This is a genomic window from Streptomyces hiroshimensis, assembly GCF_014650335.1.
Lineage (GTDB): Bacteria > Actinomycetota > Actinomycetes > Streptomycetales > Streptomycetaceae > Streptomyces > Streptomyces hiroshimensis.
In genome coordinates this window covers 1-16,322 of sequence record NZ_BMUT01000010.1, presented here as the reverse complement: position 1 = coordinate 16,322, position 16,322 = coordinate 1, and the positions used below count along the sequence as shown (strand labels likewise).

At 70.9% G+C, this 16,322-nt stretch carries 18 protein-coding genes; 12 read left to right on the top strand and 6 right to left on the bottom strand.

Features of this window, described 5'->3' with window-relative positions:
- Positions 1-199 precede the first annotated feature (199 nt).
- On the top strand, positions 200-2,806 hold the full coding sequence (locus IE241_RS22075; protein ID WP_190023541.1) for an ABC transporter ATP-binding protein/permease: 2,607 nt from the start codon (positions 200-202) through the stop codon (positions 2,804-2,806).
- Between the two features lie 87 nt (positions 2,807-2,893).
- Here the strand turns inward: IE241_RS22075 and IE241_RS22070 are convergent, their stop codons facing one another.
- Entirely contained in the window at positions 2,894-3,601 is a 708-nt protein-coding gene (locus IE241_RS22070; protein ID WP_190023540.1) for a transglycosylase SLT domain-containing protein, read from the bottom strand.
- Positions 3,602-3,942: 341 nt separating this feature from the next.
- Complete coding sequence (locus IE241_RS22065) at positions 3,943-4,641, bottom strand: nitroreductase family protein (RefSeq protein WP_190023539.1); 699 nt, start codon at positions 4,639-4,641, stop codon at positions 3,943-3,945.
- Between the two features lie 121 nt (positions 4,642-4,762).
- On the opposite strand from IE241_RS22065, the gene IE241_RS22060 reads away from it, so the two are divergent.
- The 4 genes from IE241_RS22060 (at position 4,763) to IE241_RS22045 (ending at position 7,593) form a co-directional block, all read left to right on the top strand.
- On the top strand, positions 4,763-5,941 hold the full coding sequence (locus IE241_RS22060; protein WP_190023538.1) for a GAF domain-containing sensor histidine kinase: 1,179 nt from the start codon (positions 4,763-4,765) through the stop codon (positions 5,939-5,941).
- Positions 5,934-6,581 carry a response regulator gene (locus tag IE241_RS22055; RefSeq protein WP_190023537.1) on the top strand — a complete coding sequence of 216 codons (648 nt, stop codon included), beginning with the start codon at positions 5,934-5,936 and terminating at the stop codon, positions 6,579-6,581. Before IE241_RS22060 ends, IE241_RS22055 begins: the two co-directional genes overlap by 8 nt.
- A gap of 163 nt (positions 6,582-6,744) precedes the next feature.
- On the top strand, positions 6,745-6,984 hold the full coding sequence (locus tag IE241_RS22050) for a chaplin (protein ID WP_229899641.1): 240 nt from the start codon (positions 6,745-6,747) through the stop codon (positions 6,982-6,984).
- A 180-nt stretch (positions 6,985-7,164) separates the two neighbouring features.
- Complete coding sequence (locus tag IE241_RS22045; protein ID WP_190023535.1) at positions 7,165-7,593, top strand: chaplin; 429 nt, start codon at positions 7,165-7,167, stop codon at positions 7,591-7,593.
- 76 nt (positions 7,594-7,669) lie between these two features.
- On the opposite strand, the gene IE241_RS22040 is transcribed toward IE241_RS22045, so the two are convergent.
- Entirely contained in the window at positions 7,670-8,476 is an 807-nt protein-coding gene (locus tag IE241_RS22040; protein WP_190023534.1) for an Rv1486c family protein, read from the bottom strand.
- A 90-nt stretch (positions 8,477-8,566) separates the two neighbouring features.
- On the opposite strand from IE241_RS22040, the gene IE241_RS22035 reads away from it, so the two are divergent.
- The 4 genes from IE241_RS22035 (at position 8,567) to IE241_RS22020 (ending at position 11,899) form a co-directional block, all read left to right on the top strand.
- Complete coding sequence (locus IE241_RS22035) at positions 8,567-9,376, top strand: ABC transporter ATP-binding protein (protein WP_190023533.1); 810 nt, start codon at positions 8,567-8,569, stop codon at positions 9,374-9,376.
- 116 nt (positions 9,377-9,492) lie between these two features.
- Entirely contained in the window at positions 9,493-9,915 is a 423-nt protein-coding gene (locus IE241_RS22030; RefSeq protein WP_229899639.1) for an NfeD family protein, read from the top strand.
- 167 nt (positions 9,916-10,082) lie between these two features.
- Positions 10,083-11,027, top strand: a complete 945-nt coding sequence (locus tag IE241_RS22025; protein ID WP_190023532.1) for an SPFH domain-containing protein — start codon at positions 10,083-10,085, stop codon at positions 11,025-11,027.
- A gap of 101 nt (positions 11,028-11,128) precedes the next feature.
- Complete coding sequence (locus IE241_RS22020) at positions 11,129-11,899, top strand: sulfite exporter TauE/SafE family protein (RefSeq protein WP_190023531.1); 771 nt, start codon at positions 11,129-11,131, stop codon at positions 11,897-11,899.
- A gap of 18 nt (positions 11,900-11,917) precedes the next feature.
- Here the strand turns inward: IE241_RS22020 and IE241_RS22015 are convergent, their stop codons facing one another.
- Positions 11,918-12,412 (bottom strand): HNH endonuclease, encoded by a 495-nt coding sequence (locus IE241_RS22015; protein WP_190023530.1) that lies wholly within the window; start codon positions 12,410-12,412, stop codon positions 11,918-11,920.
- 429 nt (positions 12,413-12,841) lie between these two features.
- A complete protein-coding gene (locus IE241_RS22010) occupies positions 12,842-13,381 on the bottom strand; it encodes a YbhB/YbcL family Raf kinase inhibitor-like protein (protein WP_190023529.1) in 540 nt (179 codons plus the stop codon).
- Positions 13,382-13,474: 93 nt separating this feature from the next.
- Here IE241_RS22010 and IE241_RS22005 point away from each other — a divergent pair, with 93 nt between their 5' ends.
- Positions 13,475-13,942, top strand: a complete 468-nt coding sequence (locus IE241_RS22005) for a guanyl-specific ribonuclease (protein ID WP_229899637.1) — start codon at positions 13,475-13,477, stop codon at positions 13,940-13,942.
- Entirely contained in the window at positions 13,939-14,370 is a 432-nt protein-coding gene (locus IE241_RS22000; RefSeq protein ID WP_190023528.1) for a barstar family protein, read from the top strand. The genes IE241_RS22005 and IE241_RS22000 overlap by 4 nt, the downstream gene beginning before the upstream one ends.
- A 67-nt stretch (positions 14,371-14,437) precedes the next feature.
- Here IE241_RS22000 and IE241_RS21995 read toward each other — a convergent pair whose 3' ends face one another.
- Positions 14,438-15,220 carry a sporulation protein gene (locus IE241_RS21995; protein WP_190023527.1) on the bottom strand — a complete coding sequence of 261 codons (783 nt, stop codon included), beginning with the start codon at positions 15,218-15,220 and terminating at the stop codon, positions 14,438-14,440.
- 82 nt (positions 15,221-15,302) lie between these two features.
- Between IE241_RS21995 and IE241_RS21990 the strand changes: the two genes are divergently transcribed.
- Positions 15,303-15,974, top strand: coding sequence for a DNA-3-methyladenine glycosylase (locus IE241_RS21990; RefSeq protein ID WP_190023526.1), 672 nt, complete (start codon positions 15,303-15,305; stop codon positions 15,972-15,974).
- Positions 15,975-16,322 lie beyond the last annotated feature (348 nt).

Below are 16,322 nucleotides of genomic sequence, written 5' to 3'. Positions count from 1 at the left end.
TATTGCCCGGATGCGCATGATCCGTACGTATCCATGGCGGTAACCACTCTCAGGGTATGTTTCGGATCGGTCAACGGCGCCTGTTACACGGTCGCGGCAATCCCCGACTTTCGGTTCGGGGACTGTGCCTGAAATAGTTCCTCCCGATGTTCGCCATCCCTAGACTCCCTGATGCAGGGGGCTCATCGGGGGACAAGTAGTGGGGCATGGAGTGCCGGAACTCGTACTGGAATTGAATGGACAGACCTGGACGCTCGATCCGTCCAGGTCCTACACCCTCGGGCGGGATCCGCAGGGTGACATGGTGCTGCAGGACGCCCGCGTCTCGTGGCGGCACGCCACCGTACGGTGGGAGGGCCGCAGTTGGGTCATCGAGGACCACGGCAGCACCAACGGCACGTACGTGCAGGGCCAGCGGATCCATCACATGGAGATCGGCCCCGGCTCGACGGTGCACCTGGGCAATGCGACGGACGGCCCGCGGCTGAACCTGACCGCCGGTGCCGCCGGCGCCGGGGTCGGCGTCCCGGCCGCGGACCTCTACAGCGCGCAGACCGCCATGGCCGCGCCGCTGCACCAGGCTCCGCCGCAGCAGACGCCCCACCAGCCGCCGCAGCACCAGCAGCCCGGCGCCTGGCAGCAGCAGGGGCAGTACCAGCAGCCGCAGCAGCACCCGCAGCAGGGCGGCTGGCAGCAGCCCCAGCAGCAGGCGTACGTCCCCCAGCAGCCGGGGCCCGGCGCGCACCAGCCCCCGTCGCACGGCGGCACGCCCTCGCAGGGCGGCGCCCCGCCCGTCTACGGCGACCGCAGCCCGACGAGCTTCCACCAGATGGCCGTCGGCCGCGGCACGATGCGCATCGGTCGCGCCCTGGAGAACGAGCTGGTCGTCTCCGACCTCCAGGTCTCCCGGCACCACGCCGAGTTCCGCTCCACCGGCGACGGCCGCTTCGAGATCGTCGACCTCGGCAGCCACAACGGCACCTACGTCAACGGTCAGCCGGTCCGCCAGCAGATCATCGGCCCCAACGACATCGTCGGTGTCGGTCACTCCACCTTCCGCCTGGTCGGCGACCGGCTGGAGGAGTTCGTCGACACCGGCGACGTCTCCTTCTCCGCCCGCCACCTGACGGTCACCGTCGAGGGCGGCAAGCAGATCCTCAAGGACGTCTCCTTCGGCGTCCCCGAGAAGTCGCTCATCGCCGTCATCGGCCCCTCCGGCTCCGGCAAGTCCACCCTCCTCAAGGCGCTCACCGGCTACCGGCCCGCCAACGAGGGCGACGTCCTCTACGACAACCGGAATCTCTACAAGCAGTTCGCCGAGCTGCGCCAGCGCATCGGTCTGGTCCCGCAGGACGACATCCTGCACAAGGAGCTCACCGTCCGGAAGGCGCTGCGCTACGCCGCCAAGCTCCGCTTCCCCGGCGACACCGCGGCCTCCGAGCGCGAGGCCCGGATAGACGAGGTCCTGCGCGAGCTCAAGCTCGACGTCCACAAGGACAAGAAGGTCACCGCCCTCTCCGGCGGCCAGCGAAAGCGCGTCTCGGTGGCCCTGGAGCTGCTGACCAAGCCCTCGCTGATCTTCCTGGACGAGCCCACCTCCGGCCTCGACCCGGGCATGGACCGCGATGTCATGCAGCTGCTGCGCGGCCTCGCGGACGACGGCCGCACGGTCCTGGTGGTCACCCACTCCGTCGCCGAGCTCGCGCTCTGCGACAAGCTGCTCGTCATGGCCCCCGGCGGCTCCGTCGCCTACTTCGGCCCCCCGGAGGAAGCGCTCAACTTCTTCGGCTACGAGACCTGGGCGGACGTCTTCTCGGCCTTCGAGAACTACCGCGACTACGACTGGTCGGGCCGCTGGCGCGGCTCGCAGCACTACCAGATGTACGCCGCCGACATCGACGCCGTCGCCCCGCAGTCGGTGCACGTCCAGCCGCAGATGGTGCGCCCGCCGAAGGCCCAGAGCTGGGGCTCCCAGCTGTGGACGCTGATGCGCCGCTACGCCTCCGTCATCGCCTCGGACCGCGGCTTCATGGCGCTGATGCTGATCCTCCCGGCCGTCCTCGGCGGGGTCAGCACGGTGATCCCGTCCGACTTCGGCCTCGGCCCCGCCAGCAAGGGCCACTTCAACCAGGACGCCGGCACGATCATGCTGATCCTCGCGGTCGGCATGTGCTTCTCCGGCGCCGCCAACTCCGTCCGTGAGCTGATCAAGGAGCGGGTGATCTACGAACGGGAACGGGCCGTCGGCCTCTCCCGCTCCGCCTACCTGATGTCCAAGGTGGTCGTCCTCGGCCTGATCACCGCGGTGCAGGGCGCCCTCATCTGCGCCATCGGCTTCTCGGTCCGCAAGCTGCCGGAGAGCGGCCTGGTCTTCAAGGCGGCGCCCGCCCTGGAGCTCTGCCTGGTGATCATCGCCCTCGGCTTCACCTGCATGATGATCGGCCTCGTCATCTCCGCACTGGTGAAGACCGCCGAGAAGACCATGCCGCTGCTGGTCATGTTCGCCATCGTCCAGGTCGTCTTCACCGGCATCCTGTTCAAGATCTACGACTCGCCCGGCGTCGAGCAGGTCGCCTGGCTGATGCCGGCCCGCTGGGCCATCGCAGGCGCCGGCACCACGCTGGACCTCTCGCACGTCATGGCCCCGTTCGACAAGAGCCGGCCGCCGAAGCTCGACCCGCTCTGGGAGCACACCGCCACCCAGTGGGGCATCGACATCGTGGCCCTGATCGTCATCGGCGTCGCCTGTGGCTTCGCAGTCGCACGTTTGCTGCGCCGCCACGAGCCGGAGGTCATGCGCAAGTAGTCGCACGCCTCGTTCCGTACGCGCCGAAGGGCGGCACCCGCATGGGGTGCCGCCCTTCGGCGTATGTCGCTGTCCGCGTTCCCGCTCTTAGTAGGCGGAGTTCACGTTGTCCATCGAGCCGTACACCTTGGCCGCGTAGTTGCAGGCGGCGGTGATGTTGGCGACCGGGTCGTAGATGTTCCAGGACGTGCCCTCGACGTGGTACGCCTTGAAGGTCGGGTCGATCACCTGGAGCAGGCCCTTGGAGGGTATGCCCTTGGCGGCGTTGGAGTCCCAGTTGTTGATGGCGTTCGGGTTGCCGGTCGACTCCCGCATGATGTTGCGGTAGATGCCGTTGTAGGAACCCGGGATGCCCTTGGCCTTCATGATGTCCAGGGCTTCCTTGATCCAGCCGTCAAGGTTGTTGGCGTAGGTCTTCGGAGCCGGGGCGGCGGGCGCGGCCTGGACCGGCTTGCGCTCCTCGGAACGGCTCGCGGCCTCCTTCTCGGCGCGCTCCTTGTCGGCCTTCGCCTTGGCGGCGGCCTCGGCGTCCGCCTTCTTCTTGGCCTCGGCCTGGGCCTTCGCCAGCTTGGCGGCGTTGTCGGCCTGCTTGCCGATCTGCTCCTGCTGGTCCTGGACGCCGAAGGCCTCCGTGCTCCACGCGACGGGCTTCACGGCGATGGACTGCTTGTCCGAGTCGGCCGAGCCCGGGATCGCGGCGACGGCGAGGGCGGCGACGGCCGCGGCGGAGACGCCGGCGGCGGTGAACTTCTGGACCTTGGTCAGGCGGCTATAGCCAGAGATGGGGGAGCGCATGTGTGTGCTGAACCTCTTCTGATCGCTTCAAGTCGCAGTGGCCCGGATCGGCGCGAAAAGCGCCGCGTCTCGATCGACGGCGCCGTGCAACGGGGGCAATTCTTAGCGGCCGCAAAATGCTGTGGCAAAGGTGTGACGTACTATCCGGCTTCGTTGCCGAGGGTGCTGCGGGGAGGGGCGAAGGGAAGGTCAAAAGGGCCCCTGCCACCCGCTTACGCCGGTTTTATGCGCCCACTAGGCGAGGTCGTAGGTGACGTGCGTCCTATGCGCGGCGTCACACCGGGCGAGCGCTCCCGTCGCCCGGTGCGACCGATTCCGTACGCAGCGTGCCCGCTTCGGGCTCAGACCTCCACCAGCACCTGATCAAGGCTCTTGCGCACCAGGTCGGGCACCTGGCAGTCGTCGGCCGGATAGCCGACGGGGATCACCGCGAACGCCTTCTCGTTCACCGGACGGCCCAGCACCTCGGACAGGAACCGCATCGGGCTCGGCGTGTGCACCAGGGCGGCGAGCCCCGACAGGTGCAGCGCGGACAGCAGCATCCCGACCGCGATGCCGACCGACTCGTCCACGTAGTAGTGCTTGCGCTTCTCCCCGCCCTCGCCGAGCCAGTACCGCTGCTGGAAGACCACGATCAGCGCGGGCGCGTCCGTCAGGTGCGGCTTGACCTCGTCCGTGCCCAGCGGCCGCAGCGCCGCCAGCCACTCCTCGCCCAGCCGGCCCGCGTACGAGAGCTGCTCCTCCTCTTCCGCGGCGGCACGGATGCGCCGCCGCACCTCGGGGTCCTTCACCAGGACGAAGGTCCACGGCTGCTGGTGCGCACCGGAGGGCGCGGTGGCCGCGCACGCGACGGCGTCCCGGACCACCTGCTCCGGCACCGGGTCGGCGGAGAACTGCCGCACCGTCCGCCGCCCGTCCATCCGCTCGCGCAGCTCCGCGGCGCGGGCGAGCGACTCCTGCAGGGGCATCCGGGGGGGCCGGTAGGGCACGGGCCGGAAGGGCTCACCGTGGGTGGGCGTCCACTGGGTTGGTATAGACATGAGGGGTACATGCCCAGGAGACGAGGTGGGCACAACAGGACCACCGGCCTAAGCCGAACGACTCAGGCCCGGCCTCCGCCGGTCCGATCCCGCGCCCCGGAGGCCTCGATACGGTGATGCCATGACCACCGGCCCCCGCTCCGGCCTCACCGCCGTGAGCACCGCGCTCCTCGCCATGAGCAGACACCTGCAGGTGCACGACGTCCTCAAGACGATCGTCTGCTCCGCCCGGGAACTGCTGGACGCCCGCTACGCGGCCCTCGGCGTCCCGGACGACCACGGCGGCTTCGCCCAGTTCGTCGTGGACGGCGTGAGCGACGAGCAGTGGAAGGCCATCGGCCCCTTGCCCCGCCAGCACGGCGTCCTCGCCGCGATGATCCAGCAGGCGACCCCCGAGCGCCTCGCCGACGTCCGCTCGGACCCCCGCTTCGGCGGCTGGCCCGCCGCCCACCCCGACATGCACGACTTCATCGGCATGCCGATCGCCGACGGCGACGAGGTCCTCGGCGCCCTCTTCCTCGCGAACAAGAAGCGCCCCGTGCGCACCGGCGAGCCGCCCTGCGGCCTTGAGGAGGCCGGCCCCACCTGCGGCTTCACCGCGGAGGACGAGGAGCTGCTGAGCGTGCTCGCCCAGCACGCGGCCATAGCCCTCACCAACGCCCGCCTCTACGAGCGCAGCCGCGAGCTGACCATCGCCGAGGAGCGCGCCCGCCTCTCCCACGAGCTGCACGACGCCGTCGCCCAGAAGCTCTTCTCGCTGCGGCTGACCGCCCAGGCCGCCGCCGCGCTCGTCGACCGCGACCCCGCCCGCGCCAAGGAGGAGCTGCACGAGGCCGCCCGGCTCGCCGCGGAGGCCACCGACGAGCTGCGGGCCGCGGTGGTGGAGCTGCGGCCCGCAGGGCTGGACGAGGACGGCCTCGTCGCGACCCTGCGCACCCAGGTCCAGGTCCTCGACCGGGCCCACACCGCCAAGGTCACCTTCGCCTCCCACGGCATACGGGCCCTGCCGGCGGCCCAGGAGGAGGCGCTGCTGCGCGTGGCCCAGGAGGCCCTGCACAATGCCCTGCGCCACTCCGGAGCGGGCCGCGTCCAGGTCACCCTCACCCGGGCGGGCCAGGGGGCGGCGCTGTGCGTCGCCGACGACGGCTGCGGCTTCGAGCCCGAGGCCGTCCGCCGGGCGGGCCGCCACCTGGGCCTCGTGTCGATGCGGGACCGCGCGAGCGGCGTCGGCGGCAGTCTGACCGTTACCTCGGAGCCCGGGATGGGCACCGCGATCGAGATGGAGGTGCCCGGTGGCTGAAGGCGTGATCCGGGTGGTGCTGGTGGACGACCACCAGGTGGTCCGCAGGGGCCTGCGCACCTTCCTGGAGGTCCAGGACGACATCGAGGTGGTGGGCGAGGCGGCGGACGGCGCGGAGGGCGTCGAGCGTACGGAGGAGCTGCGCCCGGACGTCGTCCTCATGGACGTGAAGATGCCCGGGACGGACGGGATCGAGGCGCTGCGCCGGCTGCGGGAGCTGGAGAACCCCGCACGGGTGCTGATCGTCACCAGCTTCACCGAGCAGCGCACGGTCATCCCCGCCCTGCGCGCGGGGGCTGCGGGCTACGTCTACAAGGACGTGGACCCCGACGCCCTGGCGGGTGCGATCCGGTCGGTGCACGCGGGCCACGTCCTGCTGCAGCCCGAGGTGGCCGGGGCGCTGCTGTCGCAGGAGGAGGCCGGGGGCGGCGGCCAGGGGCGGGGCAACGCGCTGACCGAGCGGGAGCGCGAGGTGCTGGCGCTGATCGCGGACGGCCGCTCGAACCGGGAGATCGCCCGGGCGCTGGTGCTCTCGGAGAAGACCGTCAAGACCCACGTGTCGAACATTCTGATGAAGCTGGATCTCTCCGACCGGACGCAGGCGGCGCTGTGGGCCGTCCGACATGGGATCGGAGCTTGACCGGAAGGGTCTCGCGGCAAAGCGGAACGTCGCGTTCTGATCAGAGATTCATACGACCGTGTGGTGGTCGCCCCGGCCCCGCAACCCGAATGGCCGCGGCCCGTTCTCCATGGCGTACCGCGGCGGCTGGCCGTGGCAACGCCCTAGGAAGGTCATAAGAAGAGTGAAGAACATGAAGAAGGCCGCAGTCATCACCATCGCCGCCGGCGGTCTCGCCCTCGCCGGTGCCGGTGCCGCCTCTGCGCACGCCCAGGCCGACGGCACGGCGAAGAACTCCCCGGGTGTCGCCTCCGGCAACGTCGTCCAGGTTCCGGTCAAGGTCGCCACCAACCTCTGCGGCAACACCATCAACGTGGTGGGCCTGCTCAACCCGGCCGCCGGCAACTTCTGCATCAACAAGTAGTACCGGCGCATCCCGCCTGCCCGGCGCGCCCTTCATAGCCCGGGCAGGTGCGGGCGATCAATCGTCCGAACGAGGGCAACACCGCCGATGGCCGTGCCGTCGGCGGTGCGCTGGCGTTCATCACTACGCGACCCCGCGGCTGGGGCCGCCGAGAATGTCAGCAGAAGGAAGACCCTCACCATGAACAGTGCCAAGAAAGCGGCTCTCGCCCTGGCGGTCACGGGGCTCGCCGTCGGTTCCACCGTGGGCGTCGCGTCCGCTCACGACCACGGTGGCGGCCGTTCGGTGCAAGAGCACCGTCACCACCCCGGGGGCGCCATCGCCAACGGCGTCGCCAAGGGCTCGCCGGGCGTCGTCTCCGGCAACGTCATCCAGGTCCCGATCCAGGTGCCGCTGAACATCTGCGGCAACACCATCGACATCATCATCGGCCTGCTCAACCCGACCTTCGGGAACACCTGCATCAACTCCAGCGGCGGGTGGGACGAGTTCCACAGCCACCGTGAGGGCCACCACGGTCACTGGGGTGGCCATGACCGGCACGACGGCGGCCACGACAGGCACGACGGTGGCCACGACAAGTGGGACGGCCACAACGGGCGCCACTGACCCGTTCAGGTGCGACGGCAAGGCCCCGCGAACCTCAGGTCCGCGGGGCCTTCCCGCACGGTCGGTGACCACCGCCTCAGTGCCGCTTCCGGGCCCGCTCCTCCACGATCGCGTTGTACGCCGCCACCTGGGCTCGCCGCGCCGTCCGCTCCACCGGCCGCAGCGCCTGCGCCCGGGCCGCTATCTCCGAGGCGCTCACCGCGGCCCCGTGCTCCCGGCCGCCGCCGTCCCCCGGCTCGTGCGCGATCGCGATCAGCGCCCCCACGCGCTGCGCCAGCTCCAGCACGCGCACCGCCCGCGGCGGATACCCCGGCGCCAGCACTTCCCGGCCGCGCTCGGCCCGCGCCCGGTACGCCTCCAGTGCTGCCTGCGCCACCGGCCCCGACCCCGCCACGTCCAACCGGGTGAGCACCTCCGTGGCGTCCCGCAGCGCCTCCGCGAGCTCCCGCTCGGCCTCCCCGAGCGAGGGCACGTCCGCCGGCGGCGCATCCCGTACGGGCAGGCAGTGCCAGACGACCTCGACGTGCACGTCGCCTGCCGGCCCGGCCTCGTAGACCTCCGGTACGAGCCCCAGGGCGGCCCCCGTGGCGACGACCGCCTCCCCGGCCTCCAGAGCGCGCGCATTGAACTCCGGCGGGCCGCTGAGGCCCAGCGGGTGGCCGGGGGCCGGCAGGGCGAGGCGCAGCCCGGTCGCCCCGAGAGCCCGCAGCCGGCCGAGCGCGAGCGTCAGGCCGACGGGTCCGGATTCACCTGGCAGGCCGGTGACGCGGTGGACCGCGTCATCCCCGGTGATGTGGTGCGCGGCGTCATCAGGTGCGGCAAACCCCGCAATAAGGGCATTTCCCCAGGCGGTGAGCCGTCCTGAGCGATGTTCATCGAGCATGGCCACCAGCCTAAGGACTGGCGCCCCCGGCGGGTGGCGTAGGTTTTCCCTGGGGGCTGCGCTTACCGGCGCCGCGACGACGAGACTGCAATGGGAGACAACGCGCTCATGAGCGAAGTGCTGGAACTGGTGGACGTATCCGTGGTCCGCGAGGGCCGGGCTCTGGTGGACCAGGTCTCCTGGTCGGTCAAGGAGGGGGAGCGCTGGGTCATCCTCGGCCCCAACGGCGCCGGCAAGACCACCCTCCTGAATGTCGCCTCCAGCTACCTCTTCCCGACCACGGGCACGGTCAAGGTCCTGGGCGAGAAGCTCGGCGCGGTCGACGTCTTCGAGCTGCGCCCGCGCATCGGCGTGGCGGGCATCGCCCTCGCCGACAAGCTGCCGCGCAGCCAGACCGTCCTGGAGACGGTCCTCACCGCCGCCTACGGCATGACGGCCACCTGGCAGGAGAGCTACGAGGAGGTCGACGAGCAGCGCGCCCGCGCCTTCCTCGACGTCCTCGGCATGACGGACCTGCTGGAGCGCAAGTTCGGCACCCTCTCCGAGGGCGAGCGCAAGCGCACCCTCATCGCCCGCGCGATGATGACCGACCCCGAGCTGCTGCTCCTCGACGAGCCCGCCGCGGGCCTCGACCTCGGCGGCCGCGAGGACCTCGTACGCCGCCTCGGCCGGCTCGCCCGCGACCCGCTCGCCCCGTCGATGATCATGGTCACCCACCATGTCGAGGAGATCCCCGCGGGCTTCACCCACGTGCTGATGATCCGTCAGGGCAAGGTGCTGGCCGCCGGCCCCGTCGAGCTGGAGCTCACCTCCCGCAACCTCTCCCACTGCTTCGGCCTCCCGCTGGTCGTCGAGCGTAGGGGCGACCGCTGGACGGCCCAGGGCCTGCCGCTCTCCTGACCCGCGGCGGATCCGCGACGGATCCGCGACCGGGGTGCCCGGCCGGGGTGCCCGACCGGGATGCCCGGCCGCCGGGCACCCTGTCCCGGGGCGGTCGCCGCGCCTACCATGACCTTGTGGACACATGGGTGTGGTGGCTGGTGGCCGCCGTCGGACTGGGCATCCCGCTGGTGGTGACCGCGATGCCCGAGTTCGGCATGCTCGCGCTCGGCGCCGTCGCCGCCGCCGTGACCAATGCGCTCGGTGCGGGCGCCGTGGCGCAGTTCATCGTCTTCGCCGCCGTCTCGGTCGCCCTCATCGCCGTCGTGCGCCCGGTCGCCATGCGGCACCGCGCCCAGCGGCCCGAACTGGCGAGCGGCGTGGAGGCCCTCAAGGGACGGCAGGCCGTCGTCCTGGAGCGGGTCGACGGCAGCGGCGGCCGCATCAAGCTCGCCGGCGAGATCTGGTCGGCCCGCGCACTCGACTCCGAGCGCACGTTCGAGGCCGGTGAGCACGTCGACGTCGTCGAGATCGAGGGCGCCACGGCCATTGTGATGTGACGCGGTGTCCGTGACGGCGATCTCCGGGGGAGCGATCCCGGAGGAAGCGATCTCCGTGAAGTGGAGTCAACGCCTGCACGGCGGCACCGCGTTCTGAAAGACTCGAACTGGATCAACCCGGTCCACCCGATCGACCCGATCAACGACCAGCGGCACGGGGAGCCCCGATGGAACCGATCATCATCGTCCTGATCATCTTGGTGGTGCTCGTCTTCATCGCCCTCATGAAGACGGTGCAGGTCATTCCGCAGGCCAGCGCCGCCATCGTGGAACGCTTCGGCCGCTACACCCGCACCCTCAACGCCGGCCTGAACATCGTCGTCCCCTTCATCGACTCCATCCGCAACCGCATCGACCTGCGCGAGCAGGTCGTGCCGTTCCCCCCGCAGCCGGTGATCACCCAGGACAACCTGGTCGTCAACATCGACACCGTCATCTACTACCAGGTGACCGACGCCCGCGCCGCCACCTACGAGGTCTCCAGCTTCATCCAGGCCATCGAGCAGCTCACCGTCACCACCCTGCGCAACATCATCGGTGGCATGGATCTGGAGCGGACCCTCACCTCCCGCGAGGAGATCAACGCCGCCCTCCGCGGCGTCCTCGACGAGGCCACCGGCAAGTGGGGCATCCGCGTCAACCGCGTCGAGCTCAAGGCCATCGAGCCCCCGACCTCCATCCAGGACTCGATGGAGAAGCAGATGCGCGCCGACCGTGACAAGCGCGCCGCGATCCTCACCGCCGAGGGCATCCGCCAGTCGCAGATCCTCACTGCCGAGGGCGAGAAGCAGTCCGCGATCCTGCGCGCCGAAGGTGAGGCCCGGGCCGCCGCCCTGCGCGCCGAGGGCGAGGCCCAGGCCATCCGTACGGTCTTCGAGTCCATCCACGCCGGCGATGCCGACGAGAAGCTCCTCGCCTACCAGTACCTCCAGATGCTCCCGAAGATCGCCGAAGGCGATGCCAACAAGCTCTGGATCGTGCCCAGCGAGATCGGTGACGCCCTCAAGGGCCTCAGCGGCGCCGTCGGCAGCCTCGGCCCCATGGGCGGGGCGCCCAAGTCGCCCAAGTCCCCCAAGGAGCCCCCGCGCCGCGAGCAGCCGGGCATCGACTGACGGCCACCCTCGACCGGCGCCCCCTCCCTCCTGCATGATCAGAAAGGCCCCCCGACCTTCCACGGCGGGGAGGCGACACCCTGATCATGAAGGAGATGGCCTTGTCCATCTGGGAAGCACTCGCGGTCTTCGCCGCCGGCATCGGCGCGGGCACCATCAACACCATCGTCGGCTCCGGCACCCTGTTCACCTTCCCGGTGCTCCTCGCCGTCGGCCTGCCGCCGGTGACCGCCAACGTCTCCAACACCATCGGCCTGGTCACCGGCAACATCAGCGGAACCCTCGGCTACCGGCGTGAACTCCGCGGCCAGCGCGCCCGCGCCGTCCGCCTCGGCCTCACCGCACTCGTCGGCGGCCTCGCCGGAGCCGTCCTGCTGCTCGCCCTGCCCTCGAAGGCGTTCGACGCCATCGTGCCCGCCCTCATCGGCATCGCCCTGGTCCTCGTCGTCCTCCAGCCCCGGCTCGCCAAGGCTCTCGCCCGCCGCCGCGAACGCAACGGCACCGAGGGCGAGCACACCGACGGCGGCCCCGCCCTCCTCGCCGGCCTGCTGCTCGCCAGCGCTTACGGCGGCTACTTCGGCGCGGCCCAGGGAGTCCTCTACCTCTCCCTCATGGGCCTGCTCCTGCGCGACGACCTCCAGCGCATCAACGCCCTCAAGAACCTGCTGGCCGTCATCGTCAACGGCGTCGCGGCACTCTTCTTCGTCTGCGTCGCCCACGTCGACTGGACCGCCGCCCTGCTCGTCGCCGCCGGCTCGACCCTCGGCGGTCAGATAGGCGCCAAGGTCGGCCGCCGCCTCTCGCCCACGGCGCTGCGCGGCGTCATCGTCGCCGTGGGCGTCGTGGCCATCGTGCAGATGGTGCTGCGCTAGCGGCCGTACGGCGCTGCGCTAGGCCGCGGAGCTGCGGCGGCCGGGAGCGCCGAACGCCCCCGTGGCCAGCAGCAGCGACTCCGCCGGAGTGGGCTCGAACGGCAGGCTCAGCAGCGGCATCCCCGCCTGCTCCGGCGTACGGTCCGCCTTGCGGTGGTTGTCCTCCGCACACGCCGCGACCGTGTTCAGCCAGCTGTCCTCGCCGCCGCGCGACCGGGGCACCACGTGGTCCACCGTCGTGGCCCGCCGCCCGCAGTACGCGCACCGGTGCCTGTCCCGCACCAGCACCCCCCTCCGCGACCAGGGCGCCCGTCTTCGGAACGGCACCCGTACGTACCGGCAGAGCCTGATCACCTGGGGCACGGGTACGTCGACCGCCGCACCTCGCATCCGGCGCCCGGGGCGGGCCTGCTCGACGACGGCCTTGCCCTGCAGGACGAGCACCACCGCACGCCGCAGCGACACCGTCGCCAACGGCTCGAAGCTCGCATTGAGGACCAACGTCTCCCGCATCCCGGTCACCTCCCGGCACACCCCGCCCCGGCGGCGGAGATGGCCCAACTGTGCCGCTGACCTCGTACGACGGACAACGTAATTTCGGTGCGACAGAAGGGAGTTGGGGAGGTAGAGCAGGCGGAGTGCCGGTGCGGCAGGAGGCACCGGCGGGCGGAGGGACGAGGGCGACGCTCCGGGCCCTTCCCCCGTGACGAACAGGGCCCGGAGCGACGGCAGCGGACGCGGTCGCCCGGCACGCAGCCCGGCTCCGGCAGACCGCGGACGCAACTGCGCCCCGCCGCCCCCGCCACTGCGGTGTCCACTGCCCGACGGCCTATGCGGAGCCGTCAGCCATGCACCACTGTGCGATTCAAGGGCGGCGGGGCGCAACGGAATTTCCGGGTGCACCACGCCGGTACGGGCCTGCAGCGGGCCCGTGAAGGGGCCTCAGCCCGCGGCCGGCACCTCGTACTCGCCGATCAGCTGACCCCGCCCCAGCGCATGGAACCGCAGGTGGAAGCCCACCACGGCCGGTGACGCGTCCGCGTCCGGGCCGAGCTTCTCCCCGTCCACGGCGTACACCGTGAACACGTAGCGGTGCGGCCCGTCGCCCGCCGGCGGAGCGGCTCCGCCGAAGTCCCGCGTGCCGTAGTCGTTGCGTGCGTGCACCACGCCCGCCGGCAGGCCCTTCATATCCCCGCTGCCCGCACCCGCCGGCAGCTCCGTCACCGAGGCCGGGATGTCGAACAGCACCCAGTGCCAGAACCCGCTGCCCGTCGGCGCGTCCGGGTCGTAGCACGTCACCGCGAAGCTCTTCGTGCCTGCGGGGAAACCCTCCCAGCGCAGGTGCGGAGAGACGTTCCCGCCGCTGTGGACCTGCTCCCGGCCGAGCGTCCCACCATCCGTCAGATCGTCGCTCACCACCGTGAACGAGGGCACCGGCGGATGGAAATCGTGGGGGAGCGGCCGTCGCTTCTGCTCGGACACCTCTGTGCCTCCTGTAACGCGCGGAATGCTGCGGATCACTGAAGACGCCAGCCTAACGAGCCCTCAGAGCCTCCGGCTGAGACCATACGAAGCGTGCTTCGACAGTTTGGCCCCATCGGACGACCGGCCGGCCGCGCCCTGCGCACCCTGACCGTCCTCCTCGCGGCCCTCCCCCTGCTCCTCCTGCCCGCCTGCTCTTCCTCCTCCGACGGGGGCGGCAAGAAGGGCGCGGGAGGCGGAGCCTCGACCGCCGCGCCGCCCGCTCCCTCGTGGGCCCGCGGCATGAAGACCGTCGCCCGGGAGAAGCTGCCGCCCGAGGCCCGCAAGACCCTCGACCTCATCGACAAGGGCGGGCCCTTCCCGTACGACAAGGACGGCACCGTCTTCGGCAACTACGAGAACCGGCTGCCGAAGCAGGCCCGCGGCTACTACCACGAGTACACCGTCCCCACCCCCGGCTCCCGCAACCGCGGCGCCCGCCGCATCATCGCCGGCAGCCACGCCGAGCGCTTCTACACCAGCGACCACTACGAGACCTTCGAAGCGGTGGTACAGCCATGACCGACCTGCTGCCCGCCCCCGGACTCACCGGACTCCTCCTCGGCGCGACCCCGCCCGGCGTCTACCGGCTGCCCCCCGCCGACACCACGCCGCGCGTCGTGTCGCTCGCCGCCGAGGCCGACTGGCGCGGAGCCACCCTGCGCCTCGGCGGAGTCACCACCAAGACCGCCTTCCTGGACCGGTGCGCCACCGACCTGGAGTTCCCCGAGTGGTTCGGCCGCAACTGGGACGCCCTCGCCGACTGCCTCACCGACCTCTCGTGGTGGCGGGAGGAAGGCAAGGCACGCGGCTATCTGGTCCTCGCCGAGGAGTGGACGGCCTTCCGCAAGGCGGCACCGAAGGACGCCCGCACGGCGGAGGCGATCTTCGGCGACGCCGTCGACTACTGGGCCGGGGAGGAGTCACCGCTGGCGGTGCTGCTGGGGTGACCGCGATGGGCGGGGGCGGGCCGTGCGCGGTGGGCGCGGGCCCTCGGGCGGCAGCCGGATGCGACGGTCAGAGCCAGTTGCGCTTGCCGCCGACCTCGGCCAGCCACTGGTTGAGGTACGCCGCCCAGTCCGTCTGCCCGTACGCGTGCAGGTCGACCGTGAACGACCGGTAGGTGTCGCTGCCCTCGGAGAACAGCCCCGGCTTCTTGTCCATCTCCAGCACCACGTCCATCTCGCGGTCGTCCGCGACGAACGACAGCTCGACCTCGTTCAGCCCCCGGTACTGAGCCGGGGCGCGGAACTCGATCTCCTGGTAGAAGGGCAGCCGCTGGCGCGTCCCCCGGATGTGGCCGCGCTCCAGGTCGGCGCTCTTGAACGCGAAGCCCAGCTGCCCGAACGCGTCCAGGATCGCCTGCTGCGCCGGCAGAGGGTGCACATTCACCGGATCGAGGTCGCTGGAGTCGACGGCGCGGGCGATCGCCAGGTGCGTCGTCACCCCGACGTCCATGCCCGTCAGGTGCCGCCCGAGGAAGGTGGTGACCGGCGTCTCCCACGGGATCTCCAGCCCGAACGGCACGGAGTGCACCGCCCCGGCCTCCACCGTGAACGCCCCGCCCAGCTGCATGCGGGTGAACTCCACGTCCTGCTTGTACTCGCTGTCGTCGCCCTCGACCTCCACGCGGGCCTGCAGCCCGATGGACAGCCCCTGGATCTCCTGCGCGACGGAACCGCCCTGGATCCGCACCTCACCCTGGACGATGCCGCCCGGGACGACGTTCTCCTCGAACAGCACCGTCTCCACCGAGGCACCCCCGGCGCCCAGGCTCGCCAGCAGCTTCTTGAACCCCATGACCGCGACTCTCCTCACCGGACCCGTGCCCCCACTGATTCGGAGCAGGTCCTTCCGTTCTTGTCCGTTACGCTCGATCGGCATGATCGCCGCGCCTGACCGTATGCCAATCGCCCGCGACTTCTTCGACCGTCCCGTCCTCGAGGTCGCCCCCGAGCTGCTGGGCCGGACCCTCGTCCGCACCACCTCCGACGGACCGATCGAGGTCCGCATCACGGAGGTCGAGGCGTACGCGGGCGAAGCGGACCCCGGCTCGCACGCCTACCGCGGCCGGACCGAGCGCAATGCCTCGATGTTCGGACCGCCGGGGCACGCGTACGTCTACTTCATCTACGGCATGTGGTTCAGCCTCAACCTCGTCTGCGGGGAGGAGGGCACCGCGAGCGGCGTCCTCCTCAGGGCGGGCGAAGTGATCAAGGGACAGGCCCTGGCCCGGGAACGCCGCCCGAAGGCACGCAAGGACCGGGAGCTGGCGCAGGGCCCCGCCCGCCTGGCCACGGCACTGAGTGTCGACCGCAGCCTGAACGGCACCGACGTCTGCGCCGGTCCCGGCGCCCCGCTCTCCGTCCTCGCCGGCCACCCCGTCTCCCCGGACCGCATCCGCAACGGCCCGCGCACGGGCGTGGGCGGCGAGGGGGCGGCCCACCCCTGGCGCTTCTGGACCGACGGCGATCCGACGGTCAGTCCGTACCGCGCACACGTTCCGCGGCACCGCGCAGGACGCGACAAGGCCGGGCGGCAGGCCGGTGCTTGACTCCCGGACGCCGAGGCCCTAACGTAGCCCGAGCCGCTTGAGACGGACGTGCCGTGTGCACGGACCGGTGGGCGGCACCACTCACTACCTACGAGGTCGCCCCGGATCGGGGTCATATTTTGCTGTGCCGAAATATGACGCCGGACGGACTCGACCGGCTCGATTAGGAGCCGGACGGGAAAGCCGCTAAAGTAGTGAACACCCCGCCGACGGGGATCGGAAAACGAATTTCGAGCCGGAAACGGCAAGGAAAACGATCTGATAGAGTCGGAACACGAAATACCGAAGGGAAGCGCCCGGAGGAAAGCCCGAGAGGGTGAGTACAAAGGAAGCGTCCGTTCCTTGAGA

What these genes read in the sequence shown, in the direction of transcription:
- IE241_RS21995 (WP_190023527.1), bottom strand. Translation starts at nt 15,220, where the DNA reads ATGGGGTTCAAGAAGCTGCTGGCGAGCCTGGGCGCCGGGGGTGCCTCG.
- IE241_RS22000 (WP_190023528.1), top strand. Translation starts at nt 13,939, where the DNA reads ATGACCGACCTGCTGCCCGCCCCCGGACTCACCGGACTCCTCCTCGGC.
- IE241_RS22045 (WP_190023535.1), top strand. Translation starts at nt 7,165, where the DNA reads ATGAACAGTGCCAAGAAAGCGGCTCTCGCCCTGGCGGTCACGGGGCTC.
- IE241_RS21990 (WP_190023526.1), top strand. Translation starts at nt 15,303, where the DNA reads ATGATCGCCGCGCCTGACCGTATGCCAATCGCCCGCGACTTCTTCGAC.
- IE241_RS22065 (WP_190023539.1), bottom strand. Translation starts at nt 4,641, where the DNA reads ATGTCTATACCAACCCAGTGGACGCCCACCCACGGTGAGCCCTTCCGG.
- IE241_RS22040 (WP_190023534.1), bottom strand. Translation starts at nt 8,476, where the DNA reads ATGCTCGATGAACATCGCTCAGGACGGCTCACCGCCTGGGGAAATGCC.
- IE241_RS22035 (WP_190023533.1), top strand. Translation starts at nt 8,567, where the DNA reads ATGGGAGACAACGCGCTCATGAGCGAAGTGCTGGAACTGGTGGACGTA.
- IE241_RS22070 (WP_190023540.1), bottom strand. Translation starts at nt 3,601, where the DNA reads ATGCGCTCCCCCATCTCTGGCTATAGCCGCCTGACCAAGGTCCAGAAG.
- IE241_RS22060 (WP_190023538.1), top strand. Translation starts at nt 4,763, where the DNA reads ATGACCACCGGCCCCCGCTCCGGCCTCACCGCCGTGAGCACCGCGCTC.
- IE241_RS22015 (WP_190023530.1), bottom strand. Translation starts at nt 12,412, where the DNA reads ATGCGGGAGACGTTGGTCCTCAATGCGAGCTTCGAGCCGTTGGCGACG.
- IE241_RS22025 (WP_190023532.1), top strand. Translation starts at nt 10,083, where the DNA reads ATGGAACCGATCATCATCGTCCTGATCATCTTGGTGGTGCTCGTCTTC.